Consider the following 25,103-nt stretch of genomic DNA (forward strand, 5'->3'; position numbering starts at 1 on the left):
TATTATAGGGAGAAATTCCGCATAACTGGGCAATTGTGAGGAAATCATCCTAAATAGAGGGAGTTTTTCCCCATAAAACTCCCTCCCCAACGCCCCATCACAATTTCTTAGACTGAGTGCAGAAGGTGGGGGAGTTTGGGATATGAAATTTTACAAAAGGTACAACAATGATTGCCTCGTACACTCCAATGTTAAGTTAACAGAGGCTTATTCACCTGCGAGGGTGATTTTGCTTGTAGATCAGAATGTATATGTTCCACGGCATTAATTATCCTTCTCTTTCTTGCAGAAACGGAAACCGTCCCTAAAAGGACGGTTTCCGTTTTATTGTTTAAATCCGTCAAATGAAACGTAGACCAGACATATACGGCAAGGGAATTGCCTCTGATTCCCCCGAGGAATCAGAGCTGTGAAGCGGGCTCGCTGGATCAAAGAGCAGCGAGATCAGCTCCTTGTCGTCCTGCACGGACGACAAGTCGTGGCCCTTGCGGCAGCCTTCGGTCTGCCGCAAAAGCGCTTCCCGGTCTGCGATGCAGACCGTTCCGCTGTTCGCGCCGGCGCTTAAAGAGGCGCCGGCGTCCCGCAAGAGCGCGAGCAAGCCGCGCTCCTGCCACGGCACAGGCACTTGCAGCGCGCCAACGCCGCCGCACAAGCCCGCCTTGGCCAGCAATGCCGCTACCGCGCTCGGCTGGCCGGCCCATTCCACCGCCGTCGCCGTGTTCGGCGCTGGCACCTCTGCCGCCGCGGGCACAGCCACCGCGGCGAACCCCTCGATGCTGCCGTCCCGAACGGCTACGAGTGTGCGCTGGGCTAAGCCCATCACACCCGCGTAAGCCCCGGTCCCCAGCAGCAGCGCCAGCTCACCCGGACTGTACACATGTCCGGCTTCGCGTTCATTGAGCAGCCGGTAGACGGCGAAGAAGTCGCCCGGCTGCATTGGCCGCAGCGTCCATTCTTCGCCTGCTGCGGCTGCAAGTGCCTGAGCCGAGCTTGCGTTCAGCTCGGCAAATTGCGTACCTCCGAACGGTACGCACCCTGCTCGGGTGTATAACGAACGATCACCCGAGACAAAAATCAGCGATGCCTCGGCCTCGGCAGCGTGACTCTGGCATAGCTGCAGAAGTTGGCCCGCCAGCCCTTGGCCACGAAAAGCGGGATCGGTGCAGACAGCACCTATGGAGAATACATTCAGGAAAGTATCTCCAGTTTTGATCGTAGAGGGTACGAGTCCCATAAAAGCAGCAACCGTTCCGTCATCGGCAATCGCCGCGTAGGAATGACTGAGTCCAGGGCGGAAAATAAGTGGAAACAGCTCTTTCATTGAAGTGGCACCCGGTTCACGAAAGACAGAATCTGCGAGCCGAGCCGCTTGGTCTAGCTCCGCAGGTTTAATTAATCTCAATTGCATAACATTCAACCTCCTATATGTACAGACGATGGGGAGAAAGCATTTACATAAAGTATAAGGCCCGGGGAATGAAATCTCCAATCTTGTTTATATTATTCAATGTCTCAAAAGGATATCGAAAAGGGTAATAAAGTACATAAATAAGGAAGCTTCTTATATTTTAAAGCTAGAAGAGAAAGGGAAGTGAATAATCGGTGTCCCAACTTGCAGATAATATTATATTATTACTGGCAGCACTCCTGCTTGTAGGCGTATTTTCCACCAAGTTCTCCACTAAATTTGGAATGCCAGCTTTAGTGCTGTTTCTTGCTGCGGGGATGGTGCTAAGCCAATTTGTTTTTTTTAACAATGCTTCCTTAACGCAAATGGCCGGGATCTTCGCATTGGTTGTCATATTATTCGAAGGTGGCATGCAGACGAATATTAAGGATATTAAACCTGTTATTCGGCCAGCATTATCCTTATCAACGGTAGGCGTAATCATGACGACGGTCATTGTAGGGGTATTTGCTAAGCTAATCCTTGATGTGTCATGGCCGGAAAGCTTTCTGTTTGGAGCGATCGTTGGATCGACAGATGCGGCTGCAGTCTTCTCGGTACTCGGCGGTAAGAACATTGATAAACGTCTAACCTCGACGTTAGAAGCAGAATCAGGAAGCAACGATCCAATGGCGGTGTTCTTGACAGTCTCGCTAATCGAATGGATACAGCATCCGGATATGGCGATATGGGGGCTTCTGTTGTCTTTTATATGGGAGATGGGCATTGGCTTAGTACTGGGTTTTGTGCTGGGGAAGATCGCAGTTTTCTGTATCAATCGAATTAACCTGGATTCCACAGGTCTTTATCCAGTAATGGCGATTGGCTTTGCTGTACTGACCTATGGTTTATCTGCATGGGTACATAGCAGCGGGCTGCTGGCTGTTTATGTTATGGGCCTTACGCTTGGAAATTCCGAGCTCATGTATCACCGTACCATTATGAATTTTAGTCATGGCTTTGCTTGGATGATGCAAATATTTATGTTCATACTGCTGGGTTTGTTAGTATTTCCACAGGAGCTGGCGGAAGTGGCATGGCATGGTATCTTGTTGTCCGTTATTCTGATGGTTGTAGCTAGACCAATCGGTGTATTTATAAGCCTGCACTTTTCCAAATTTACGTTCCGCGAGAAGACTTTGATTTCTTGGGCAGGACTTCGTGGAGCCGTTCCGATTGTGTTAGCGACTTATCCGCTGCTGGCTGACCTGCCTCATGGACGACTATTCTTTAATGTTGTTTTCTTTGTCGTACTGACCTCGGCGGTGATTCAGGGAACTAGTATATCCCCGTTAGCATCCCGATTGAAGCTTGTGGGGCAAGAAGATTCAGATCAGCCTTCCCTGATGGAGCTGGTGGCTCTTGGCAAGACAGACTCGGAGTTTAACCATATTGGAATTAATCCTTATATGCCGATTGCTGGACAGAAGATTTCAGAAATAGGTCTGCCGGATGATATCTTATTTACGGCCATTATCCGCAATAAAAAGATTGTCACTCCGCATGGCAGTACTGTTATTGAGCCTGGGGATACTGTGTACGTCCTAAGTCCAAAGAGTAAGCGAGATGAGATGAGGGCTTTCTTCCGCAGCAGGAAAGGAAAGACCGCGGAGGAGGATGTTTCTCTAATCTAGAGAAGAGACTTTTTACCAAAGTGTGACACACATAATAGGCTTCACACCATAAGCTGTGCTAGAATCGGCACAACATATAATCTCCAGAATAGTTGCAAAATACGAAAGAGTGTGTTAAATTGTATATAGATTTAGAATGAGTCTAAATACAATTATAATAAATGAACCATAGGAGGTTTTATTAATGACAACACAATTAAAGAACCATACTGAACTGCAAGCTGCTTTGAACCGCCAAACTGCGAACTGGTTCCTGCTCGGAGTAAAGCTTCATCACTATCACTGGTATGTTAGCGGATCTCAATTCTTCACATTGCATGAGAAGTTTGAAGAGCTATACAATGAAGCTGCGGGTTATGCAGATGATTTAGCTGAGCGTTTGCTTTCTATTGGTGGACAACCAGCCTCCACAATGAAGCAATATCTTGAATTGTCCGACTTACAAGAAGCTCGTGGCGGTGAAGATGCTAAAGGTATGGTACTTGAGCTCGTGAGAGATTTTAAGACTGTTGCTAAAGAACTGCAAGATGCAATTGCTACTGCTGAAGAATTGAGCGATCAACCAACTGCGGATCTGCTGATTGGCATCAGAAGCAGCATTGAGAAACATGCTTGGATGCTGAATGCCTTTATCGGCTAAGACAACATCCTTATAGGATAGAATACACAAAGAGCGCCTGCGTATGGTTAACGCATGGCGCTCTTTTTTTGAAGCATTCTATTTAATAAATACTCCACCAAATGGCACGGCTTCGCGCAGAAATCGTTTAATAATTCCATCATCGTTATTATCTCTTTCAAATCGGCGATTCTGGCGTCCGGCCTGAAACAACACAGGGCCATGGCCCGTCATCTTCCAGTGATAGCTCATATGCTGGCTAGCTAAATGGTTGCCGTAAACGGTAAGCTCCAGCTTCGCATTCTCAGGATAGGCAATAATGCTGCCTGCATCCACATAGAGCGGGTTGTAAGGATGAAGCTCAGCTTCACATACCGTACCTTCGGTCAATATGCCAATGATGCCGTTACCCGTAAATTTCACTTTCACAATATCACGTGTAACGAGCACATTCTTCATACTTAGCACTCGTGTATCCATCGTAACTCCCTTGCTGTAGAAGAAGAGATGTTTAAAGTCGTACAATAAATCGCTCTTTCCATCAAGCTGCAGAATCTTTACCCGATAACCTGGTGGAAGGGCTGCGACAAAATGGCAAGGACCAGACATATCCGAACGAATCAATTTTCGCTTGCGATAGATGCCCTTTACATCCATAAATCTGTCCGCCCGTCCAGTGGCAGGTCCTTGATAAGCGATAATTTGCTGTGGGTGCAGCACATGAACCTCTTCCTTCTCCCCAAGGGTGAAGGCTACGGCTTGTCCGCTCCCGCTGTCGCTTTCATCTTGGACATCGATGTTCATATTTCATCTCCCTCATGCTGTAGACGTGATCTTTACTGAATGTTCAAGCTTAGCGCAGGCGGTCTCCTTTTCTAGAACGGTGAAGCATGCTGAAACGAACAATACGGATGAGTATAAAATACCCCAGAATTAGACCAATCCCCGTAAAAATAGTCACTTTGATTTTATGATAATATTCTTCGCGTGCCGTCCGGTCATTTTGCAACTCATCCACCATTTGCGTTAGTTGGCGATTCTGCTCCTGCAGGGCTTCGTTCTGTGTCCGGTAGGCCTCCATTTCCTGCATGGTATTCGTAAGCTTATCTTTCGCCTGTTGTAGCTCTTCAGCTGTCTGCTGAAATCCTTCTTTCAATTCATTGACTTCATTCGGAAGCTCAGAGAAGCTTTTGAATCCATTATAGATATCACTGAATATATTGGCTTTTGCTACTGGGGCCGGAAGAGATATGGAAAGGGTCAGCAGAAGCAGGAGCGAACATAACAGCTGTAGATATTTACGGTATTTACGTTGTTTCATCTATATAATCACCACCCAATTTAGGCTTGTATTTCTTTTATTTTAACACAGCTTGACAGCTTCTGACAGCGTACGCTAAACGTGAATAGGGCTTCTTGGATCAGTAATATTTGCCTGCTTGAAGTGAGGTTACACATCCTTGTGAAGAACAACAAGGCTGTGCTCTACATGATTGAGAAGAGGGACTATTTATCGTATACTTTGGACGGAAAGGGGCTGCTACGGAATGAATAAATGGCTTAAGACAATGTTATTTTTGGTCGGATCTGCTTTTTTGACGAGGTTGATTCCATTCTCATCTTTGTTTCGGAATTTGGACACGATGATTCATGAATTTGGTCATGCGCTGGTGACTCTACTGCTGTCTGGCAGTGTGCTACGGATTGAGCTATATGCAAATCATAGTGGGGTCACCTATACAGCCATTCAAGATGGAGGCAGAGCGATACTAGTGTCGTTATCCGGGTATGTGCTGGCTTCTTTATTTGCATTGCTGCTCTTCTATCTCTACAGTAAAGGACGGCATGATTGGGGACTTATTTTAGCTACTACAGTAGCATTGATTATGCTGGTAATGTACGTGCGGGGAAGCTTCGGAATGATGTGGTTAGGCGGGTTTATTACGCTGAATATTTTAATGCTGGTGGTGTGGAAAAAGGCCAGCAAATATTATTATTTGTTATTAGCTTTTTTGACCTTGGAAGAGTCTGTAATGGGAAGTTTATTTCTCGTATATGCGGCCGTTGTATCCCCATCTCGTGCGGGAGATGCCAGTAACCTGGCAAGGATGACATCGGTGCCGGCCATATTTTGGGCCATCCTATTTTTTATATTTTCTCTGCTTTGCGCCAAATGGGCGCTGGGACTATTTTTTAAGCGGGAGCGAGTGCAGCCTAAACTTCAGAGTCGTTAAAGTTAAAAATATAAAATTTTCGTCATAAACAGACAAAAGGGGCTGTTTTTGCGAGAGTCAGTCTACTTAGTATGTAGAATGGCTCTTTTTTTGTCGATAATATAGAACCGAACATACATTCCATGACATGGAGTTGTCCGCCATTATTGGTACATTAATAGAAGACCCAAAATAAGAAAGAGGTGGAAAATATGATGGAAAGTATTACTCCTATATTTACGTGGGGTCAAGATCGTATTTTTGCAGGTGGAAATCGTGATGTAGTTTTACTTGTCGAATGGAAAGGAAATTTGCCTTCAGAAAATAGCCGACCAAGCAGCCACAAAGTGGTTGCACGTGATATTGAACTACGAGTTTGGCTTGAGCCACATGTAACTTTTAAGCGCTGTTATGGATGTGAAATGGAGGTAGGGGAAGGAAATTCTCTCTTGCTTAAACTAGGAAAAATAAAAACAGGACAACGCAAATTCATAGGATTGGAGTTCACTACTTCTAGTTCTGTAGCAGGTAAGTATGAAGCATTATCCCTACAGTGGAAGTATAAAAAACCAACCGTAGAGCGCGTTCGTGAACTTCCCGTGAAGGTACTTGAACTGGAGTACGCGCATCATACGCGCATTCTGAGCGATACTTGCTGCTTTTATGTTGAGAAGCATCTGGAATTGTTGAAGACGGCTGAAACGGTTGAAGAAGCAGAGGCACTACGAAGTAAAGGCCAGCATAGTGAAGCTCACGAAATGCTCAATCGGCATGCGGATAAGATTTTGCTACTCGCAGTACGCTCTGGAGATCCTTTGCTGCTTAAAGAGGCTGAAATGTTATATAAACAGATCGGGTTCGAGCATCAGCAACGAAGTAAAGCCGTTGGTGGAATTTAATATAGGACTCACTGCACGAGGATGCATATAAGCGAAAAAAGACCTATACATAAATTGGATTTTTCAGCGGATTCGGCGGAAAATTATAAGAAGAATTGTAATATAAAATGTGGTAACATAGTAAAAAAGTTCTATCACAATTTTACTTTTTTTCATAAAATAATGGGTCTATTTAACCATAAATCAAGGGGAACTGAATATGACAGACCGATTAATCCGACTGATGCGCATTATTACACTTGTTCAAGCCAAGCCAGGGATATTAGCCCGTGAATTGGCGGAACGCTGCGGCAACAGCGAGAGAACGATTTACCGGGATATGGACGCGCTTAGTGCCATGCATATTCCCATAACCCACCTGGGGCATGGAAAAGGTTATGCTTTTATTGGAAATTTTGCACTCTATCCCTTGGATTGGTCGGAAGAAGAAGCAAACGCATTTTCGCAATTACGCTATATTATGGAAGATATAAAACCAGCATTACCCATAGATTTTGAAAGCGCGTATGAAAAAATAGTCGCAGCTGAATATAAACGTAAGGCAGAGAGAGAAGAATCAATAGAACGTGCAAGAAGAGAAGTAGGGGTGGGGTGGGCAGAAAGAACAAGAAACAGTTCACATATGGAACAACACTCATTTCTTACTCCGATCCTGGAGGCTTTATTAAAACAAAAGAGTATTCAAGCGAATTATAGTGAGAATGCATTAGAAGAGAAAGGGATCACCATTGATCCTTATTGTCTGGTCCCGCTGGAAAGTCGTTTTCATCTCATTGGATTTTGTCATCGTCAGGGTGTTATTCGTACATATCATATCAACGATTTTTCTAATGTGAAGCCATTAAATCGTTTTTTTTCGAAGGAAGCGTTTGATGTTCAAGCCTTTATGAAGCAGAAATGGTCACTAGATAGGGATAGTTTACAGGTAGAATTTAAAGTGAAATTCTCGGAACGGGTAATGGAAGGAATTAAGAAGGACGAATTACCTTTTAAGCCAAGTAAAGTGGATCGTCAATCTAGATGTTTTCACTTTAAAGTTGCAGTGGAACAAGATATAGGATTTGTCCGCTGGATTAAGAGATTCGAAGAGGAAGCGGAAATCATTGAACCGTACTATTATCGTGAAGTAATCAGGCAGCAGTTGGAAAAATGGAGCTCGCACTATAAGTAGTGACACGCTCATTTGACCTTCGTTCAATTCGAAAGATGGGGTGCTTGTGCAACCATTTAAATGGTTGCCGGAGGCATCCTTTTTTTGCGAGTAAGTCGAAGATGTACTCATTTCTAACTATCTAATTATAACAATATATAACTAAACATATCTAAACACAACTCAATCTATAGAAAATCGAAAAAACGTATGCTAGAATAGCATCTACATATATATGTGAAAATGGGAGGAATGGAAATGTTTAAGAAATGGTCAATCAGAATCTTTGGTATATTAGCAATTTTTTTGGTTGTGAATTTATCTGCGGGCGCAGTGGTGGAGGTAGAGGCAGCCGCCAAGAAGACAGAAATTATAGTATCCGCTGCAGCCAGCTTGCAAGATAGCTTAGATAAAATGGCGCTTCTCTATGAGAAGAAACATCCCGATATTGATTTAGTCTTTAATTATGCTGCATCTGGCACATTACAGAAGCAGATTGAGCAAGGTGCTCCGGCTGATCTGTTCTTCTCTGCAGGGGATAAACAGATGAATGCTTTAGTGGATGCTGGACTGATCTCTGACCATAAGGTTCTGCTTAAGAATCAGTTGGTTCTTGTCGTACCTTCGAATTCAAAAGCTTCATTAAATACGATCACTCAACTTACGGATAAATCCTTTAAGAAGGTAGCGGTAGGGCAGCCTGAATCTGTGCCCGCTGGCCAATATGCTCAGCAATCGTTAACTGCGAAGAAGGTATGGGATACGCTGCAAAACAAACTTGTATTTGCGAAGGATGTACGTCAGGTTCTGTCCTACGTCGAAACGGGGAATGTCGATGCAGGCTTTGTATATAAGACAGATGCGTTGACTTCAAAAAAGACGAAGATCGCCCTTACTGTTGGCCCGCATGTCCACAAAGCCATTAATTATCCGGCGGGTATCGTGAAGGATTCGAAGAATCAGAAGGAAGCCAAGGAACTGTACAGTTATCTTCAGAGTAAGGAAGCTAGTGATATTTTTGCAAGCTATGGCTTCTTGCTTCCTTAATAAGAGATCATAAGTAGAAGCGGGGTGGTTAAGGATGGAAATAAACTGGACTGATTTCTTCGCCCCGGTATGGCTTTCCGTAAAAATATCAGTACTTACCAGCATCATTGTGTTTATTCTGGCAACGGCTGCAGCCAAGGCTATGGCGGGTCGTAAATTCCCTGGTTATAGCTTGGTCGATACTGTAATGCTGCTTCCACTTGTGTTGCCGCCGACAGTTGTCGGATTTGTGCTGTTGGTCGTCTTAGGTCGCCGCAGCTGGATTGGCAGATGGTATGAACAGATGACGGAGCATACGATCCTTTTCACATGGGGGGCTGCGGTTATCGCCGCGGTTGTCGTCGCTTTTCCTCTCGTTTATCGCACAGTGAAGGCGGGCTTTGAAGGCGTGGAACCGGATCTTGAGGATGCGGCGCGTGCGCAGGGAGCAAGCGAGTTGCAAGTACTTCGTTATGTCACATTGCCCCTTGCAGGCCGTTCACTCGCTGCAGGGTACGTTCTCGGCTTTGCTCGTGGTTTAGGAGAGTTCGGCGCTACGATCATGGTTGCCGGGAATATTCCTGGCCGCACGCAGACAGTGCCTACAGCGATCTATGTTGCGGTAGATGGCGGCAATATGACTCTTGCTTGGATGTGGGTGTGCTCTATTATTGTTATGTCTGCTGTAATGTTGATGTTTGTGAACCGGCGTACTTAAAAACACCAGCCAGTGATTCTCCGAGGAATGGAGAAACGTTGGCTGGTGTTTTTTGTAAATCGCTATTTTTAGTATGAATCTTCAGCAGAAGCTCGTCAGTGCAGATCTATAGCACAAATCTTGAAGAACCTTTGAGATAATTGCATTCTGTACACTTATTTCGGATGGAAAAGGGATTATTTAGATTTTAACTGTATTCTATACAACTAAAAACTAGAAAAATCCCGTATAGGGGAGAAATCAAGTGAAATAGGTGTACTAAATACAGTTATATCTATTTTGCGAGTTATTAGCAGGATTGTAGTTGTACGAAATACAACTAAATGTTCCTCCGCCGCATGCTCCGCACTGCTCGACGCACTGCTCGACGCACTGCACCAACGCAGATTTCGATTGCTCGCTATACAGTTAAGTAAGTCAGCGACTCATCAGGTCTCATAAATAATCATCCCGGATTGCGTGAGATCATATCCGTGAATGGACCCAAGCTCACTTTGAAAGGCTGGCGAGCGTAAAATATCAATCACGGTGGCGATCCATTGCTCATGCTCCGGTTTCTTAAGCATCACTAGATCGTAAGACTCCTGAATCAAGGGAATGAAATCAATGCCATCGACAATCTTAGCAGCTTTTTCGGTACCGATGGCCACATCAGCTTCGCCTCTTGCGACTTTACCCGCGACCGCTAAATGGCTATTCTCCTCCTGCTCATATCCAGATAGGCTTGCAGCAGGAATGCCGTGCAATCGGAGTTGTTCATCCAATAACACACGTGCACCAGCGCCTCGTTCTCTATTAATCAGTTTAAGTCCATCCTGTTGTAAATGAGACCATTCATGGAGACCTCTAGGATTCCCCTTTTGAACATACAATCCTGCACTTCGGGTCAACAGACGGACTACAACATAAGAGAACCCCACAAGTATTTTACGGATATAGGGAAGGTTATATTCTCCAGTATCCCCGTCGAGCAGATGCGTACTGACGATGTCCGATTCGCCCTGATACATGGCAATCAGACTATCTAGACTGCCAGCGTAAGAACGAAGAGGGCGCTCAGTGGGCAAACAACGCTCCAAATAGGTCGCTAGAATATCGAGTGACATATCCTGACCTGTAATCACAAGGCTGTGTCCTGTAGCTTTACTATTAAATTGGCCAGAATGTGTGGCAGCTTGTGTTAGATTTGCTCCAGCAAAAGTGAGCGGCGATGTCGATAGGGTCATTCCATTTCGAGCATTCTGTTTGTAGGCTTCTAAATCGGATTGATCCACACGCATCTGTTTTCCTACACGGTAGGAGGGAAGCTCCCCTTTTTTAATCAGATCATATACTTTTAATTTCGAGATCTTCAGTAAACGGGCAATTTCCTCAGTCGTATAGGATGTGTTATCAGACATGACAAAAGCCTCCAGAACTTCATAATAGGACAAGACTACCTTATTTTGAAGTCCTGTGCAATTAGGCTACTGTGGTTTACCAGCTTGCTGTGTATTGGATAATTTGATTAATTCTGAAACGGTGACAAATCGAAAACCTTGCTTTTCTAATTCCGGCAAAATAATTTTAAGCGCTTCTCTGGTTTGAGATTGTCCATGCACATGATCATGAAACAGGACGATATCACCATTATGTGCATTTCGAATAACCTTGTTCGCGATACTCTGCACGCCAGGGCGATTCCAGTCACGAGTATCTTGATGCCAGGACCATAAAATTGGCTTTAGGCCCATATTATTTGAAGTATCAACTAGTGTCTCGTCATACATGCCACCCGGGGGTCTGAACAAAGCGCTATGCTTTCCAGAAACCTTGATGATTTCTTCTTCGGTTAAATTAAGCTCCCGCTCAAACTGGGCTTTATTAATAGGTTTTCTAAAATAAACGTGATTGTAGGTATGGTTAGCTAATTCATGTCCTTCGGAAATGACTCGTTTCGCCACATCTGGATACGCTGCAATTCTTTTTCCTATGGCAAAGAAGGTGCATTTCGCATGATATTGACTCAATACCTTTAATATTTGATCGGTTTCAGAAGGGTCGGGACCGTCATCAAACGTTAATGCAATCACTTTTTGGTTAGTATGTACTTCCCAAATCATGTCTCCTCTTTTTTCGTAGTAGTCGCGGTTCTTGCTCGGGCTACCTAGCGCGGAGTTCGTGAAGCATAACAAGAGAGAGAGGGTAGTCATCATAATTTTGCTGCTAGTTTTCATGAATTCACCTGTTTTTTTTATTTTAGAATGCTCCTTTGGAGGGTCAAAATATTCATAGTTTCAGTTTTGTAAAGACAATCAGTCTTTTTTCATGTTCTTTCTTCTTTCTGCTATATCTCCCTGTACAAGTAATAAGATTCATTCTGGCTTCAGTAGACTTACCGAAGATTCGTTCCAAGGGTGCTTCAGCAGTGGTGAAGATTTCTACAGACTCTACACTATAAGTTAGTTTTCGCCCGTCCGCATTGGATACCGTAATTTCATCACCGTGCTTAAGCTTTTTGAGGTTGAAAAAAATAGCTGGACCTATATAACTATCCACATGCCCGTCTAAAATCACATTTCCCTTAGCGCCTGGCAATATTCCTGGATACAGAATTCCTGCAATATTGCTGTCCTTAGGGACGTCCATTTGTCCATCTGGAAGCAACGTAACGGTCTCTATTTTGGCGCTTACTTTAATAGCTGGAATGCTAAGCTGAGTAGGCAGGATAGGTTTGGGTAATGATGGTTTAATATCGATCTTTTGAATAGCTTTAGTAGGCGTTATCGTTTCTTGCTGCTGTATTTGTAGTGACTTCGTTTCTGGTCTGCTTTCCTGCGAATGTGAGTCAGTACAACTGACAGTAGTTAGAGTGATGAAGGTTAAGATTAATGAAGAGATCCATTTTTTCATGTTTAAGAAAAGAAAGAGGGGATTTCCCCTCTTTCATCCTCCCTATTCAGTTTGTTCGCTAGCACCGCCATGGCCTGTTTTTGGCATTTTTGTTGCTTTCATCTGAATGCTCTTAGTGTTAATGCTTTTAGCCTTCATGCTCTTTGCATGAATTCCTTTAGTGGAGTGGCTCTTCATATGCATTTTCTTTTCATGCATTTTATGTTCTTTTTCTTTTTTCATTTTCTCAGCATGCATCATTTTTTTCTCATGTTTCGTTTCGACTGGTGCAGCAGAAGCGGAAGCCGCAGAAGCAACGGATAGCATTAAGCAAGTGGATAAAAGAGCTACGGACAATTTCTTCATAATCATTTAGTGGATTCCTCCTAGATGTTTTTTCCCTACGAAGATTAATATCTCCATTTCAGTGGCTTTTAGATTGGTGGATTGCTTCCATTGCAGTTTGGGATTGGTATAGCATTTTGTATTTTGATGTGAAAATTGTTATGAAAATGCCTTATAATGAAATTCAATATATAGACAATTGGTTAGGGGTGGGAATATGACACTTATTGAAAAAAGAGAACACCGGCAATATCCGGAAATTACCCGCCTAGAAACGTCGAGAGCTGCTTATGAGCGTGATTATTCTCGCTTGATCCATTCGCCTACTTTTCGTAGGCTGCAAGGCAAATCTCAAGTGTTCGGGGCTGGCACGGGTGATTATTACCGGACGCGTCTAACTCATTCACTTGAAGTCGCTCAGATTGCTCGTGAGGCAGCGAAAAGTCTGCTTAGATCTTATCCAGAGGTAGAGACAAGTAAAGCGGAGAACCCAGGACTTGTAATTGATCCGGAGGTCGTAGAATGCGCGGCTATTGCTCATGATTTTGGTCATCCTCCATTTGGGCATAAAGGGGAAGAGGTACTGGATAACATTCTGGACCAGCTTATTGAAAAGAAGACGAATGAGGCTGCCCTGCAATCTGGAGCAACAGGTCCAGATAGGCTGCTCATTCATGAGCAGATGAAGCAGCGCTATGAGCACTTTGAAGGAAATGCTCATAATTATCGGCTGATTATGTTTCTGGAGAAGCGGGAGAATATTGATGGCTTAAATCTGTCGGATGCTGTGCTTCTCGGAATTAATAAATATCCGTTTCCTGGTACCTCACTGAAGAAGGGGATGTACCTTCACGAATGGGCATATATTTCGGAGATTCGCAAAGAGTGGGGAATTCCAGCAGGTAAGAAAACGTTGGAAGCTCAGCTAATGGACCTTTGCGACGATATCGCTTATTCTGCACATGATTTGGAGGATGGAATTAAGGCTGGAAAGATTGAAGTGCATGAACACTTCATGCATGATTCCTATATTCAGCGGCTGATCGTAGAGAAAATTACAACGTTAGAGGATTTCTTCTGGAAGGGTTGGGAGGAGGACGGGATTCGTGCTAAGGTAGAAGAGGTGCTTAGTTCATTTCTTCGAGTATGGATCGAAAAGATGCCAACCTGTGAGAACGACTATTCCAGAACTCGGCGTGAAGTTAAGGCTTATTGGGTCAGCACCTTTGTCGCAAGTCTTGGGGTGATTCCTGATGGAGACTGGAAGAAGGTCACCTTTATAAAGGAAGGAAAAGAAGATGAGGATATGCTGCGGACCGTAAGTGTGCTAAAAAGCTTCGCTTGGGTCACGATGATTCGTGATTTACGAGTACAGCGGCTTCAGAAACGTAGTGAATGGATTCTGCGCCGTCTATGGGGAGCTTTTCTTGATCCGCAGACATCCAAAGCCATTATTCCATCGGACTGGCTGCAACGCTTCGAGAAGGATCAGAAACAAGCAAATCCTATTTGGACGTGGGAACATATGGTGATTGATTATATCGCAGGGATGACGGATGCCTTTGCGGAGAAAATATACAATGAGCTATACGGGTTGAAAGTCGGATCGATTTATGACTTGGATTAGATAAAAGAGAAGATTAAGTTAAGGCCAGCCTCCATTTCATTGGAACTGGCCTTTTTTTGTTTTTATAGAACAGGGAATATCTTGTTAGTATTTTGTTATTATTTATTCGAATATATTTATGCTTATAAACCTTTAAATTCAGTGTTTTTTCTAAAAAGATTTCTATTTATTAAAATAAGTTATTGTTACTATGATATATTGATGCTAATATAATAACTAAATTGTTATTGGGAATAAATGGGGAGGTTGATAAAGGAGTCGAGAATCTTCTACTTGAGTAATAATGAAAACCTTTACAAAACGGGAGGGTAAAACAAATGAAGAGGTTCAAAAAAAGCTTTGCTCTATTTCTTACAGCAGTAATGCTCGTTACAATGGCTGTGCCTGCGCTAGCTAACGGAAAAACAAATGAAAACCTGAAGGCCCACTGGGCTGGAGAAAGTTTAGAGAAGTGGCAGGGTAATGGTGTTATTCAAGGTTATCCGGACGGCTCTTTTAAGCCGGATCATAAAGTAACGCGTGCTGAGCTTGTAAGTATTATTAATAAGCTATTTGGATTTAGCACTCTTTCGGAAATGTCATTCTCGGACGTACCCGCTAAAGCCTGGTATGCAAGCGCTTTATCTATAGCGAAGCAAGCTGGCTATTACAAAGGTTTTCCTGATAATAAAGCGAAAGCGGATACTGAAGTAACTCGTCAGGATGCTGCAACATTAATTGCTTCTGTTTTTTCACTAGAGCCTGACACTAAAGCGAGTACCTTTACAGACCAAGCATCCATCAGCGCTTACGCTAAAGGGGCTATCCTAGCATTGAGTGGAATTCTATCCGGTTATCCAGATGGTACATTTCGTCCGAGCGACCCAATTACAAGGGCAGAGGTAGTCACTATCGTTGACAGATTGGTTAGCGGCTACTACAACACAGCCGGTACATTCACTGGGGGAGATATCCAAGGGAATGTTATCATTAACCAGAGTGGGGTTGAACTAAAGAATATAGCTGCATCAGGCAACCTTTATCTTACCTCCGGTATTGGTAATGGTGAGGGTTTCTTGGAGAATGTAACTGTACAAGGAAATGTACTTATATCTGGTGGTGGTGAGCATTCGATTCATTTAAAAAATTCTGAATTGGCTGCTGTAAAAGTGAATCGTCCTGAAGGAAAAGTTCGGGTCGTTATAGAGGGCCGTACGATCATCACTCAACTGTCTATTGATAGTGCTTCTATTATAGAAGTAGGCTCAGGTTCTACAATCGATCAGCTTGTGATTGGTAACGGTGCAACGGGAACGTTGATTACAACAAAAGGTACCATTAGCAAACTTGTAGTAAGTGCTTCCTCTGTAGTCTTAAATGGAGTGACTTTAGTAGCAGGAACATACACTGTGAGGGATGGAGTTCTTGTAGAACAGGGAACAAGCACACCGGCGCCTGGGGGCTCAGGTGGTACTAGTGTAGAGCCTGCAGCAACGCCAGTACCGACGGCTACTCCGGAACCTACAGCAACAGCTGCTCCAACGGCAACACCGGAAGCTGGTGTTCAAATCGTTGACGAAGATGCATCGGCTGCTACCAAATCGTTATTTGCTTATCTGGATAGCATGAGCGGTAAACAAGTGATGTTCGGTCATCAGCATGATACTACCGTCTCTTTTGCCGGAAAGGATAAGAACGGAAATGTTATTTCTGACGTATACAGCTCCACTGGTGATTATCCCGGGGTTTTTGGTTGGGACACTCTTAGTTTAGATGGATATGAGAATCCTCCTGGCGTTAGCGGAGATTATGAAGCGAGTAGGTTGGGGTTATCAGCTGCCATGAAGCAGGCTCATGATTTGGGGGGTATTGTAACGCTAAGTACACATCCGTACAATTTTGTTACGGGGGGAAGCTTTAATGATACAGGCAATTCCAAAGGAGCAACGCACTCCGTAGTATCACGTATTTTGCCGGGCGGAGATAGGAATGGAGAGTTTAATAAATATCTGGATCGCATCTCTGATTTTGCGAACAATCTTAAGGATGACGATGGAAACCTGATTCCAGTGCTGTTCCGTCCTTTCCACGAACAAAATGGAGGTTGGTTCTGGTGGGGTGCGGCTACAACGACAAAGAGTGAATACGCGGAACTGTACAGATATACAGTTGAATATCTACGTGATGTTAAAGGCGTTCATAACTTCCTTTATGTATTCTCACCAAACGGATCTTTTAATGGAAATGAAAGTGAATATTTAACGACTTATCCGGGTGATTCATTTGTTGATATTCTTGGAATGGATCAGTATGACAACAAGGAGAATGCCGGTTCGGAGGCTTTCCTGAGTGGTCTTGTTAAAGACCTTAAAATGATTTCTCAGCTTGCTCAAGACAAAGGTAAGATTGTTACCCTATCTGAGTATGGTTATAGTGCTGCTGGTATGAAAACAACAGGCAATAATGAGCTGGAATGGTTTACTAAAGTATTGAATGCGATCAAGGCGGACCCTGATGCGGCAAAAATATCATATATGCTGACTTGGGCGAACTTTGGTGAAGGTAACAATCTGTATGTTCCTTATAAGAATGTTCCTAACAAAGCAGATCATGAGTTGCTTCCTGATTTTGTGAATTTCTATAAAGATGATTTCACGGCTTTTGCGAGCGATGTGAAAGAAGATAATAAGTACAATCTCGAGGTTGAAGTGGCAGGAAAGAAACCTTTCCTCCACATCGTAACTCCGAATAATATCAGTACAATAACAGATGCTGTAACCGTCATTCGGGCCAAAGTATTAAATGCAGTGCCTAGCAAAGTGACTTATACTGTGGGTGATTCTGGAGTGGAGGTGGAAATGAAGCTAGGTGCGGACGGTTACTATAGCGCTTCCTGGCAGCCAGAAGCTGGTCTGAATGGCAGTTCAGCAGAGATTACAGTAAAAGCATATGGAACTGGAGAATCTACACTTACGCAAACTAATTCAGTGTTCTTAAAAATCAGCGAAGCGCCGATAAAGGTACTTACTTTTGATACAGATAAGGATCTGGAGCAAATTCAAAATAATGGTACTTGGTCAGGGCTCGCCAATAACGCAGAGACGATCAAGACGGTCTTGCAGCATGTGTCACTAGATGCTGACGGTAAGCTTGTTATTAACATTACTGAAGGGCTGTCTGCTGAGGATACTTGGCAGGAACTGAAGCTGCAATTGAATGATCATGCACTGGATGGGGTGGATCTGTCTCAAGTTACACGTGTGAAGTTCTCCGTGTTAATTCCGGAGGCTGCTCAGAATGAGGCTAACAATGCTGCGGTACGCAGTGTGATTCAGCTGCCGCCAGATTGGGATACAAAGTATGGCATGGACTCATCCTATAAATCTTTGTCCGATCTTGAGAAAGTTAACATGGGTGGATCACAATATTATAAATTTGATGTTTCGGTTGATCTGGATAATACTGCTAAATCAGCCGAAGCCGCTGGTCTAGCGATATCCCTGGTTGGCAGTGGTTTGGAAGTGGAAGGTGAATTGCCGATCTATGTAGATAATATCGGTCTTTATAATACGTATACTGCACCTGTTGCTGACAAAGCACTGGTAGATAATTATGAATCTTATGGCTCAAGTGATGAAGCGCTGGTAGCCAAATATCCTAAGGCTGGCGGAGATGATGTGAACGTATCTTTAAGCTCCGAGCATAAGGCATCCGGGGATTACGGAATGAAACTGCACTATACGATTAATAATGCAGGTTATACCGGAGTAGGTAAAAGTCTGGGTTCGCTGGACTGGTCCGACTATAATGCACTCAGTATGTGGGTAGCTTCCGATGGAGACAACGCTTATGCTGAGAAAGGTGAGCCGCTTAAGCTAGTGGTGCAGCTTGTCATTGATGGTGGATATTTCGAAGCTTATCCGGTCATTAATCCAGACAAGAACGGTAAAATAATATTAAGTTTGAAGAATTTGACGGAGATGAGCTGGGGAAAAGCCGGAGAGCTTACACAGGAAAGATTGAAGCAGGTTCAGAGCTTCAATTTGTATGTGAATGCGATGGACGGACATAGCCACGAAGGTTCGCTCTACTTTGACGATATTCAAGCGGTCTATGACGGGACACTTCCGGATATGTCGGGAGAAGAAAATGGAGGTTCGCAGGGACATGCGCCTGGCGTGTTATACGCCTTCACTACCTCATCTGATATTACAGGGTGGGCTACAACAAGCGGTTCGTCCGCTAACGCTCAACCTCCAGCATTTGATGCCAATGAAGAAGCGGCAAGTGTACAATTTGATTTGATTAATACCGGCAATGATGCAAATGGCAGCTCCAAAGAATCCTTTGAACTCGCTATTAATCCTGAGAAGCTGAATATTACAGGGCTCGATACGATCAGCGCTAAGGTTAGGCTCTCGAGTGGTGCGGCTAAAGCGCGTCTATTCATCAAGACAGGTGCGGACTGGAAATGGAGCGACAGCGGCGATCCTGTGCCTATAGATTCTAAGGGCTATACGACCTTATCTATTTCACTGCCGACTGCAGCAGCAGGGTTGGGCGTAGATTTGGCTGCTGTAAAGACGATTGGGATTAAAATTGAGGATGTTTCCAATGATGGAGGAACTGCGAAGCTTTACTTGAAGGAAGTATCTCTGGAGAAAGCTGTCCCGGATGTTCATTTTGGCTTCGAGACGGGTAACGACGGTTGGTCTATTAATTCTGGTACAGCCACAGTATCTTCTGATGTATATGCTGAAGGTAATCAATCTTTGAAGCTTGATTTCGCATGGAATGGAGAAGATAAAGATCCTTTTATAGCAGCAACAAAAGTAGCTGCACTTGATCTGAGCTTATTCTCCAAGCTTACTGCTAAAGTTAGAATACTCTCTGACCATCCTGATGTCCAAGCCAAGCTGTTTCTTCAATTAGGGGGTTATGCAGTATGGGTCGATTCGGGTGCGAAGATAGCTGCTCAGAATGGATTCACGGAGTTCACGATTGATCTCAGCAACAATTCCAATCTATCGCCTGATAATTTGAAAAAAGTGGATGCCATTGGCATTCAGTTTGTTACACCTTCTACGGGTGGAACCGCTACAGCTTATATTGACGAAATCATAGCTTCTAATTAAGAGCGCTGCGATCCAGGTGTGAAATAAGGGTCCCTGCATGTCCATTAGGATTGTCTAATGGACATGCAGGGACTATTTTGTATGATCAGTTTATAGTTAATGATTTGAATACCATTCAAGCGCTGCTCTTTCTAGTTCAGTGACAAATGCTTCTTTCCCATCCATAGGCTTCAATGTCCTTCGGATATTTCGTTCAACAGGCATCATATCAATGATTGGTTTAGCATTTAGCCCAGGAACAGAAGTGCTGCCAATATGGTGAATATCAATAAGTGCATCAGCGAAGATCTCTTTAATCTTACGAGATTCTTCTTGGAAAATAAGATTCCATTCCTCATTGTATTGTGTGACAGTAACATCCATTTCGCTAACCTCTCTTTATGTTTGATTCCTGGATTTTTTTATTATAGAACAAGTGTTCTTAATAATCAAATGCTAAATTTAATATTGGCGGGCGTAATCAACGAGATTTAGGGATGGAGTGCCAGTAGATAAATAGGAATTTATATTTTCGGTAAAAATATTTACGATTCGATTAGCGTATTGATCGGTTATGCCAGCAGAATGAGGAGTGATGACTACCTGCTCCATAGTCCAAAGCGGATGATCCTGCGGGAGGGGTTCGGTTTCGAAAACATCCAATCCCGCACCACGAAGCTGACCGCGATTCAGTGCATGGATTAGAGCCTCAGTATCAGTAGTCGCTCCGCGTCCAACGTTAATGTAATAGGAACCTTGTTTAAAGGCAGAAAAGACTGGAGTGTTAAATAATTGCTTAGTTTCATCGGTGATAGGGAGTATATTGATGATGAAGTCGCCTTGGCTCACAGCTTCTGGCAGATGGTCAGTGGTATATACTTGATCAAAATCAGCGAGTGGTTTGCCTGAGCGACTTACTCCGATCGTCTTCATCCGGAATGCTTTAGCTATTCTGGCAGTTTCGCTGCCGATGGCTCCAGTTCCAACAATAACGGCTGTTTTTCCGAACAATTCACTCTCACTTCCGTCAGAATTCCAGTAACGGTTCATCTGATTTTGAACGGCTGTGTGCAAATTACGTGTGAAGAGAAGCATGAAACCAAAAATCACCGCAGAAATAGGCTCGGCATGCACTCCGCTCCCACTAGTCAATAGGATTCCACGTTCCTTAAAACGCTCTAACGGGAGTTTCTCAATTCCAGCTGACCAGGATTGGACCCAGCGAAGGGGCGAATCTGGACGAAGAAGCGTATCGGCGATGCCTTTAGCCCAGCCGATTACGATTTCAGCATCAGCTAGCAGCTGTAAATCCGGATTTTTGCCGTCACCTTGTGTGAATGTATAACCGGGGGCTGCTGCTTTAATCCTTTCTTGTTGTTCGGCTGTAAGTGGTTGTAAACATACTATGGACTTAGTCATGATGTATTCCTCCTGCTATAAGGTTTGATGAAAATGGATAATGTTATAGGATAAGGATACCAAATCTATAGGAGAAGGTGAAATTGATATGGATGCTAACGTGTCGGATAAAGATTCAGAACGATTATTTATTGCTGTGAAATTACCTTCAGAACTTCAACAAGTTGTGGCGGAAGAGTGCTCTAACCTATCACATAAGTTTCATTTTGCAAAATGGACTCATCCAGAGGATTATCATATTACCCTGCAATTTTTAGGAGATACCCCAAAGACGAAAATCCCGGATTTAATCAGATCATTGAAGCAGATGTCAGAGCAATGCCGCCCCTTCAAACTATCCTTAGATAAATGGAATACATTTGGTCTGCCGAAGGCTCCAAAAGTTTTATGGGTAGGGGTTTCCGGCGAATTAGAAGAGCTGAATTTACTGGCTGCGAGAGTACACGCTGCGACACTTCCTTTAGGTTTTTCGGCCGAATCCAGGGAGTACAAACCACATCTCACAGTGGCTCGAAAGTACCTTGGAAAAATTTCATTTGATGATAAATTGCTGGAAAACTTACTGAAATTGGATGATGAAAAAAGATCGAAAATCTTTCATAGAGACTGGACGATTGATAGTTTTGTGTTGTATGCTACCAGAATGTATGCCATTCCTATGTATGAAATGATTGAAAATATTACATTTTAAATTCGGTATTTAAGTTTTCAAAGCTTCCGTTTTCGGTTACATACAATAGGAATGTGCCGTGAAATAGGAGGAATATCATGTTAATCTTTAAACAAAACCGCTGTATCGCGTTGCTTGTTGGCGTTATACTAGTGTGTTTCTCTGCCATAAGCTTAATGCAGCCTAATCAGGTTGCCGAGGGGAAAATAGATAGTGTGCAGATGGATAAGCTGCAATCCACCAGCCGAGCATCGGTAATTAATTATTTGCAAGAAGAATCAAAATCTAGTAAGACGAGGGGCACTACAAAAGTTTCACAAACGAATAAGCTTTACAACACAGTTAATCTGTTCAGTTCCACTTGGAAACCAGAGCAGAGTGTAGAATGGCTTAGTAAGAATAAAATAAAGCCACAAAATACATCGCAGGCTTCCATAGTTCGGGTAAAGGCTGATGTAGCACAATCTAATTCAGCTGCGCAGAAAGCGACAGCGAAAAAGAGCGCTCAGACTGTAGTTAAGACAGTCTCGGCATCTCAGAAAAATCCCCTCACAACATTATACTTCTCTCGGACCGAGCTATTAAGCCAGGAGCAGCAAAGTAAAGCAACCCGGCGCTACGCAGTATCCGAAGAAGAACTGCTTCTGCTACAAAAGATTGTAATGGCAGAGGCGGAAGGTGAACCGTACCAGGGCAAGGTGGCAGTTGCCAACGTTGTTCTGAATAGGCTGCGGTCAGCCAATTTCCCCGACACGATATATAAGGTCATTTATCAAAAGCATCAATTCAGTCCTGTAGCTAACGGGCGTCTTAAACGTGTCAAACCTAATGATGATAGTATTAAAGCGGTGAACGCAGCGCTCTCTGGCGTGAAGGAAGTTCCTGATAATACTTATTTTTTTCTATCACTTAAGCTTGCGCAGGATCTTACCGTACATCATTCGCAGGAGTATGTGAAGACCATTGGTAATCATACGTTTTATAAATAATTGACCTATTCTGTGAACCTCAGCTATTTATAGGGTAAACTAGACTATATAACCCTGGAGGTGGAAGAATTGTCATGAAGATCACTTATTACGGACACTCAGCACTGCTGGTAGAAACAGAGCAAGCGAAAGTTATTATTGACCCTTTTTTGTCAGGGAATCCGAACTCCGGTATTTCACCTGATGACATTACTGTAGATGCTGTCCTGCTGACTCACGGTCACTCGGATCATTTAGGTGATGCTGTGCAAATTGCCAAACAAAATGATTGTCCGATCTTTGCTGTTTTTGAGCTTGCAGAATATTGCCGGATGAAGGGTGCCAAGGTTAAACATATGAATATAGGTGGCTGTCATATTTATGATGCCATTACTGTTAAATATACTCAGGCGTTTCATTCCTCATCGATTCAGGAAGGCGACGTTTGGATTTATGCTGGACAGCCCGCAGGTATTTTATTGACGATAGAGGGTAAGACGTTATTTCATGCAGGTGATACCGCACTATTCAGCGATCTGCGTCTGATTGGTGAAAGAACTGCGATTGATTTGGCGGCTCTGCCAATTGGCGATATGCTGACCATGGGACCGGATGATGCGCTCCTTGCTGCGCGCTGGCTTCAAGTGGACAAGGTCATCCCACTTCATTACAATACATTTCCGGATATTGCCCAAGATGCTATGGATTTCTGTACTCGTCTGCGACAAGAGGGGATAGAGGGGTTCCCGCTTAAAGCTGGTGAAAGTATAGAGATTTAATAAATCCCGATCACATGTTTACACAAAAAAGTAGATAGCCGGGGATTTTCCCGGCTATCTACTTTTCTTTACATATAATTGGGGCCTCACAAAGTACCTGATTACGCATCCAAGAAGAAACGAGATTGTCGTCTATTAAAGACGATAACCGTTTCTCGTAGAAATATAAAGATAATGTATAGCGTAAAAGTTACATTCTTATATTTGAAGAAAAGCTCCGCTTCGTGGGGATGTTTTATGGTGTAATGCACACAGCCTCTTCGCCTCGGGCTTGAGATCTTGCTCCTCTAATATCAGCTGTTTTGTCTGCGGGGTTGCCTAACATCTGCAGAACGGTAGTCGCGCAACTTTGCGGTTGATGTTTATCAGGGGCAAGACGGCGTTTACGCTGCTCTTCGAGAACAGAATACTCACGGAGCATCATAGAGAACCATTTGTTTACTACCTCACAGTCAAGTACCTCTGCTAGTCCAAGCTCTACGAAATATTGGCAGTTTTTCTCTTCCTGACCTGGAATAGCTTTATAGAAGAGCATTGGAATTCCCTTAGCCTGACCTTCGGTACAGGTCATACCGCCAGGCTTTGTGATTAGAAGGTCGGAAGCATCCATCAGTTTATTGATTTCACTGGTGTATCCAAGAATCCTGACGTTAGGATGATTAAGTCTTGGATTGGACTTCATTTTGGCTATAAGCTTCTCGTTACTGCCCATACAGAAGATGAGCTGGATGTTATCCATTCTGGCTGTGAGTGAATTCATAATCTCTTTGCCGAACATCAGTCCCCAGCCTCCACCCATTATAAGAACAGTAGGGATATCGGCTAGACCTAGTTCCTTACGGAGCAGCGTCTTGTTGGATCGTTCCCAGAACTTCGGATGCACAGGAATGCCGGTGACCGTTACAAGCTCAGGAGCAATCCCTCGGCCTGTTAGAATTGATTTGACGCGTGGGGTAGAGACGAGATATCGATTGACCTCGGAATTTACCCAGCTACCATGTGCATCATAATCTGTAATTAACGTATACAGCGGAACCTCCAATCCACGACGTTTTAGTCTGGAAATGACAGCAGCCGGAATGGGATGTGTGCAAATAATCAAATCAGGTTTTAGCTGTTCGATCACTTGAGAGGCATGTGTATAAAAAATCCGGTGAAGTGCCATCTTAGTCAACGGGTTCAATGATTTATGATATTGTGTCTTATACATCATGCCGACCAGCTTAGGCTGGCTGCTAACTGTTTTTCGGTAAGCGGAAAGAATCCATGGGGCGACCATCGGGTTAAGAAATTTACCTAGCTCGATGACTCGGCACTGGACATCCGGATTCAGCAGCTTTATTCCTTCGGCCAGAGCATAGGCTGCTCCTGTGTGGCCCGTACCGAAGCCTTCCGAAAACAGCAGTACTCTTTTCTTTCGCATAAGTTCACCTGCTACTTTCCTTTTCAATAGAAATGCGGAATTTCTTCTTAATATAGATGAGGGAAAACTGTTCTCTAATCACATTATACAAATAAGACGTAAATAGAAAGTTAAAACCCTGCAATAAATAAAAAAATAAAAGATTTTCTAAAGTATTGCAAACTGCAAGGCTTCATGTTAAAGTAATGAATGACCAATTGAC

22 protein-coding genes are annotated in these 25,103 nt (G+C 43.6%); 12 read left to right on the forward strand and 10 right to left on the reverse strand.

Annotation, left to right across the window (positions count from 1 at the left end):
- Positions 1-340 precede the first annotated feature (340 nt).
- Positions 341-1,408: a GNAT family N-acetyltransferase gene (locus CA598_RS20360; RefSeq protein ID WP_094877680.1), complete on the reverse strand. Its 1,068-nt coding sequence runs from the start codon at positions 1,406-1,408 to the stop codon at positions 341-343.
- Positions 1,409-1,602: 194 nt separating this feature from the next.
- On the opposite strand from CA598_RS20360, the gene CA598_RS20365 reads away from it, so the two are divergent.
- Together CA598_RS20365 and CA598_RS20370 are read left to right on the forward strand one after the other, a co-directional pair.
- Complete coding sequence (locus CA598_RS20365; protein ID WP_094877681.1) at positions 1,603-3,081, forward strand: potassium/proton antiporter; 1,479 nt, start codon at positions 1,603-1,605, stop codon at positions 3,079-3,081.
- 184 nt (positions 3,082-3,265) lie between these two features.
- Positions 3,266-3,721 (forward strand): Dps family protein, encoded by a 456-nt coding sequence (locus CA598_RS20370; protein ID WP_042185198.1) that lies wholly within the window; start codon positions 3,266-3,268, stop codon positions 3,719-3,721.
- Between the two features lie 78 nt (positions 3,722-3,799).
- Here CA598_RS20370 and CA598_RS20375 read toward each other — a convergent pair whose 3' ends face one another.
- Positions 3,800-4,504 carry an AIM24 family protein gene (locus CA598_RS20375; protein WP_042185200.1) on the reverse strand — a complete coding sequence of 235 codons (705 nt, stop codon included), beginning with the start codon at positions 4,502-4,504 and terminating at the stop codon, positions 3,800-3,802.
- A 49-nt stretch (positions 4,505-4,553) separates the two neighbouring features.
- Complete coding sequence (locus CA598_RS20380) at positions 4,554-5,021, reverse strand: DUF3450 domain-containing protein (protein ID WP_094871417.1); 468 nt, start codon at positions 5,019-5,021, stop codon at positions 4,554-4,556.
- Between the two features lie 226 nt (positions 5,022-5,247).
- Between CA598_RS20380 and CA598_RS20385 the strand changes: the two genes are divergently transcribed.
- The 5 genes from CA598_RS20385 (at position 5,248) to modB (ending at position 9,706) form a co-directional block, all read left to right on the forward strand.
- Positions 5,248-5,934 (forward strand): M50 family metallopeptidase, encoded by a 687-nt coding sequence (locus tag CA598_RS20385; protein WP_094877682.1) that lies wholly within the window; start codon positions 5,248-5,250, stop codon positions 5,932-5,934.
- Positions 5,935-6,125: 191 nt separating this feature from the next.
- Positions 6,126-6,812, forward strand: coding sequence for a hypothetical protein (locus CA598_RS20390; RefSeq protein ID WP_094877683.1), 687 nt, complete (start codon positions 6,126-6,128; stop codon positions 6,810-6,812).
- Between the two features lie 199 nt (positions 6,813-7,011).
- Positions 7,012-7,983: a helix-turn-helix transcriptional regulator gene (locus CA598_RS20395; RefSeq protein ID WP_094877684.1), complete on the forward strand. Its 972-nt coding sequence runs from the start codon at positions 7,012-7,014 to the stop codon at positions 7,981-7,983.
- Positions 7,984-8,220: 237 nt separating this feature from the next.
- On the forward strand, positions 8,221-9,009 hold the full coding sequence (gene modA / locus CA598_RS20400; RefSeq protein WP_094877685.1) for a molybdate ABC transporter substrate-binding protein: 789 nt from the start codon (positions 8,221-8,223) through the stop codon (positions 9,007-9,009).
- A gap of 34 nt (positions 9,010-9,043) precedes the next feature.
- Positions 9,044-9,706 carry a molybdate ABC transporter permease subunit gene (gene modB, locus CA598_RS20405; protein WP_094877686.1) on the forward strand — a complete coding sequence of 221 codons (663 nt, stop codon included), beginning with the start codon at positions 9,044-9,046 and terminating at the stop codon, positions 9,704-9,706.
- 428 nt (positions 9,707-10,134) lie between these two features.
- Here the strand turns inward: modB and CA598_RS20410 are convergent, their stop codons facing one another.
- The 4 genes from CA598_RS20410 to CA598_RS20425 all read right to left on the reverse strand — a co-directional run bounded on the left by CA598_RS20410 (position 10,135) and on the right by CA598_RS20425 (position 12,949).
- Positions 10,135-11,106 carry a substrate-binding domain-containing protein gene (locus CA598_RS20410; protein WP_094877687.1) on the reverse strand — a complete coding sequence of 324 codons (972 nt, stop codon included), beginning with the start codon at positions 11,104-11,106 and terminating at the stop codon, positions 10,135-10,137.
- 66 nt (positions 11,107-11,172) lie between these two features.
- Positions 11,173-11,922 (reverse strand): polysaccharide deacetylase family protein, encoded by a 750-nt coding sequence (locus CA598_RS20415; protein WP_094871424.1) that lies wholly within the window; start codon positions 11,920-11,922, stop codon positions 11,173-11,175.
- Positions 11,923-11,974: 52 nt separating this feature from the next.
- On the reverse strand, positions 11,975-12,598 hold the full coding sequence (locus CA598_RS20420) for a class F sortase (protein ID WP_094871425.1): 624 nt from the start codon (positions 12,596-12,598) through the stop codon (positions 11,975-11,977).
- 42 nt (positions 12,599-12,640) lie between these two features.
- Positions 12,641-12,949, reverse strand: a complete 309-nt coding sequence (locus CA598_RS20425; protein WP_256989878.1) for a hypothetical protein — start codon at positions 12,947-12,949, stop codon at positions 12,641-12,643.
- A gap of 190 nt (positions 12,950-13,139) precedes the next feature.
- On the opposite strand from CA598_RS20425, the gene CA598_RS20430 reads away from it, so the two are divergent.
- Positions 13,140-14,549, forward strand: a complete 1,410-nt coding sequence (locus CA598_RS20430) for a deoxyguanosinetriphosphate triphosphohydrolase family protein (protein WP_094877688.1) — start codon at positions 13,140-13,142, stop codon at positions 14,547-14,549.
- Positions 14,550-14,866: 317 nt separating this feature from the next.
- Positions 14,867-19,663 (forward strand): glycosyl hydrolase, encoded by a 4,797-nt coding sequence (locus CA598_RS20435; protein ID WP_094877689.1) that lies wholly within the window; start codon positions 14,867-14,869, stop codon positions 19,661-19,663.
- Positions 19,664-19,759: 96 nt separating this feature from the next.
- Here CA598_RS20435 and CA598_RS20440 read toward each other — a convergent pair whose 3' ends face one another.
- Positions 19,760-20,026, reverse strand: coding sequence for a GrpB family protein (locus CA598_RS20440; RefSeq protein WP_094877690.1), 267 nt, complete (start codon positions 20,024-20,026; stop codon positions 19,760-19,762).
- A 78-nt stretch (positions 20,027-20,104) separates the two neighbouring features.
- Positions 20,105-21,061, reverse strand: a complete 957-nt coding sequence (locus CA598_RS20445) for a D-2-hydroxyacid dehydrogenase (RefSeq protein WP_094877691.1) — start codon at positions 21,059-21,061, stop codon at positions 20,105-20,107.
- Positions 21,062-21,149: 88 nt separating this feature from the next.
- Here CA598_RS20445 and thpR point away from each other — a divergent pair, with 88 nt between their 5' ends.
- The 3 genes from thpR (at position 21,150) to CA598_RS20460 (ending at position 23,478) form a co-directional block, all read left to right on the forward strand.
- Positions 21,150-21,752 carry an RNA 2',3'-cyclic phosphodiesterase gene (thpR, locus tag CA598_RS20450; protein WP_094871429.1) on the forward strand — a complete coding sequence of 201 codons (603 nt, stop codon included), beginning with the start codon at positions 21,150-21,152 and terminating at the stop codon, positions 21,750-21,752.
- Positions 21,753-21,829: 77 nt separating this feature from the next.
- Complete coding sequence (locus tag CA598_RS20455; RefSeq protein ID WP_094871430.1) at positions 21,830-22,720, forward strand: cell wall hydrolase; 891 nt, start codon at positions 21,830-21,832, stop codon at positions 22,718-22,720.
- A 74-nt stretch (positions 22,721-22,794) separates the two neighbouring features.
- On the forward strand, positions 22,795-23,478 hold the full coding sequence (locus CA598_RS20460) for a metal-dependent hydrolase (RefSeq protein ID WP_094877692.1): 684 nt from the start codon (positions 22,795-22,797) through the stop codon (positions 23,476-23,478).
- A 235-nt stretch (positions 23,479-23,713) separates the two neighbouring features.
- Here the strand turns inward: CA598_RS20460 and CA598_RS20465 are convergent, their stop codons facing one another.
- On the reverse strand, positions 23,714-24,901 hold the full coding sequence (locus tag CA598_RS20465) for an MGDG synthase family glycosyltransferase (RefSeq protein ID WP_094871432.1): 1,188 nt from the start codon (positions 24,899-24,901) through the stop codon (positions 23,714-23,716).
- Positions 24,902-25,103 lie beyond the last annotated feature (202 nt).

This window comes from Paenibacillus sp. VTT E-133291 (assembly GCF_002264395.1).
In the GTDB taxonomy this organism is placed as follows: Bacteria; Bacillota; Bacilli; order Paenibacillales; family Paenibacillaceae; genus Paenibacillus_AQ; species Paenibacillus_AQ nitricinens.

Bases quoted from the DNA above. Each gene is read 5' to 3' on its own strand.
- CA598_RS20360 (WP_094877680.1), bottom strand. From the start codon at position 1,408: ATGCAATTGAGATTAATTAAACCTGCGGAGCTAGACCAAGCGGCTCGG.
- CA598_RS20370 (WP_042185198.1), top strand. From the start codon at position 3,266: ATGACAACACAATTAAAGAACCATACTGAACTGCAAGCTGCTTTGAAC.
- CA598_RS20375 (WP_042185200.1), bottom strand. From the start codon at position 4,504: ATGAACATCGATGTCCAAGATGAAAGCGACAGCGGGAGCGGACAAGCC.
- CA598_RS20380 (WP_094871417.1), bottom strand. From the start codon at position 5,021: ATGAAACAACGTAAATACCGTAAATATCTACAGCTGTTATGTTCGCTC.
- CA598_RS20385 (WP_094877682.1), top strand. From the start codon at position 5,248: ATGAATAAATGGCTTAAGACAATGTTATTTTTGGTCGGATCTGCTTTT.
- CA598_RS20390 (WP_094877683.1), top strand. From the start codon at position 6,126: ATGATGGAAAGTATTACTCCTATATTTACGTGGGGTCAAGATCGTATT.
- CA598_RS20395 (WP_094877684.1), top strand. From the start codon at position 7,012: ATGACAGACCGATTAATCCGACTGATGCGCATTATTACACTTGTTCAA.
- modA (WP_094877685.1), top strand. From the start codon at position 8,221: ATGTTTAAGAAATGGTCAATCAGAATCTTTGGTATATTAGCAATTTTT.
- modB (WP_094877686.1), top strand. From the start codon at position 9,044: ATGGAAATAAACTGGACTGATTTCTTCGCCCCGGTATGGCTTTCCGTA.
- CA598_RS20410 (WP_094877687.1), bottom strand. From the start codon at position 11,106: ATGTCTGATAACACATCCTATACGACTGAGGAAATTGCCCGTTTACTG.
- CA598_RS20415 (WP_094871424.1), bottom strand. From the start codon at position 11,922: ATGAAAACTAGCAGCAAAATTATGATGACTACCCTCTCTCTCTTGTTA.
- CA598_RS20420 (WP_094871425.1), bottom strand. From the start codon at position 12,598: ATGAAAAAATGGATCTCTTCATTAATCTTAACCTTCATCACTCTAACT.
- CA598_RS20425 (WP_256989878.1), bottom strand. From the start codon at position 12,949: ATGATTATGAAGAAATTGTCCGTAGCTCTTTTATCCACTTGCTTAATG.
- CA598_RS20430 (WP_094877688.1), top strand. From the start codon at position 13,140: ATGACACTTATTGAAAAAAGAGAACACCGGCAATATCCGGAAATTACC.
- CA598_RS20435 (WP_094877689.1), top strand. From the start codon at position 14,867: ATGAAGAGGTTCAAAAAAAGCTTTGCTCTATTTCTTACAGCAGTAATG.
- CA598_RS20440 (WP_094877690.1), bottom strand. From the start codon at position 20,026: ATGGATGTTACTGTCACACAATACAATGAGGAATGGAATCTTATTTTC.
- CA598_RS20445 (WP_094877691.1), bottom strand. From the start codon at position 21,061: ATGACTAAGTCCATAGTATGTTTACAACCACTTACAGCCGAACAACAA.
- thpR (WP_094871429.1), top strand. From the start codon at position 21,150: ATGGATGCTAACGTGTCGGATAAAGATTCAGAACGATTATTTATTGCT.
- CA598_RS20455 (WP_094871430.1), top strand. From the start codon at position 21,830: ATGTTAATCTTTAAACAAAACCGCTGTATCGCGTTGCTTGTTGGCGTT.
- CA598_RS20460 (WP_094877692.1), top strand. From the start codon at position 22,795: ATGAAGATCACTTATTACGGACACTCAGCACTGCTGGTAGAAACAGAG.
- CA598_RS20465 (WP_094871432.1), bottom strand. From the start codon at position 24,901: ATGCGAAAGAAAAGAGTACTGCTGTTTTCGGAAGGCTTCGGTACGGGC.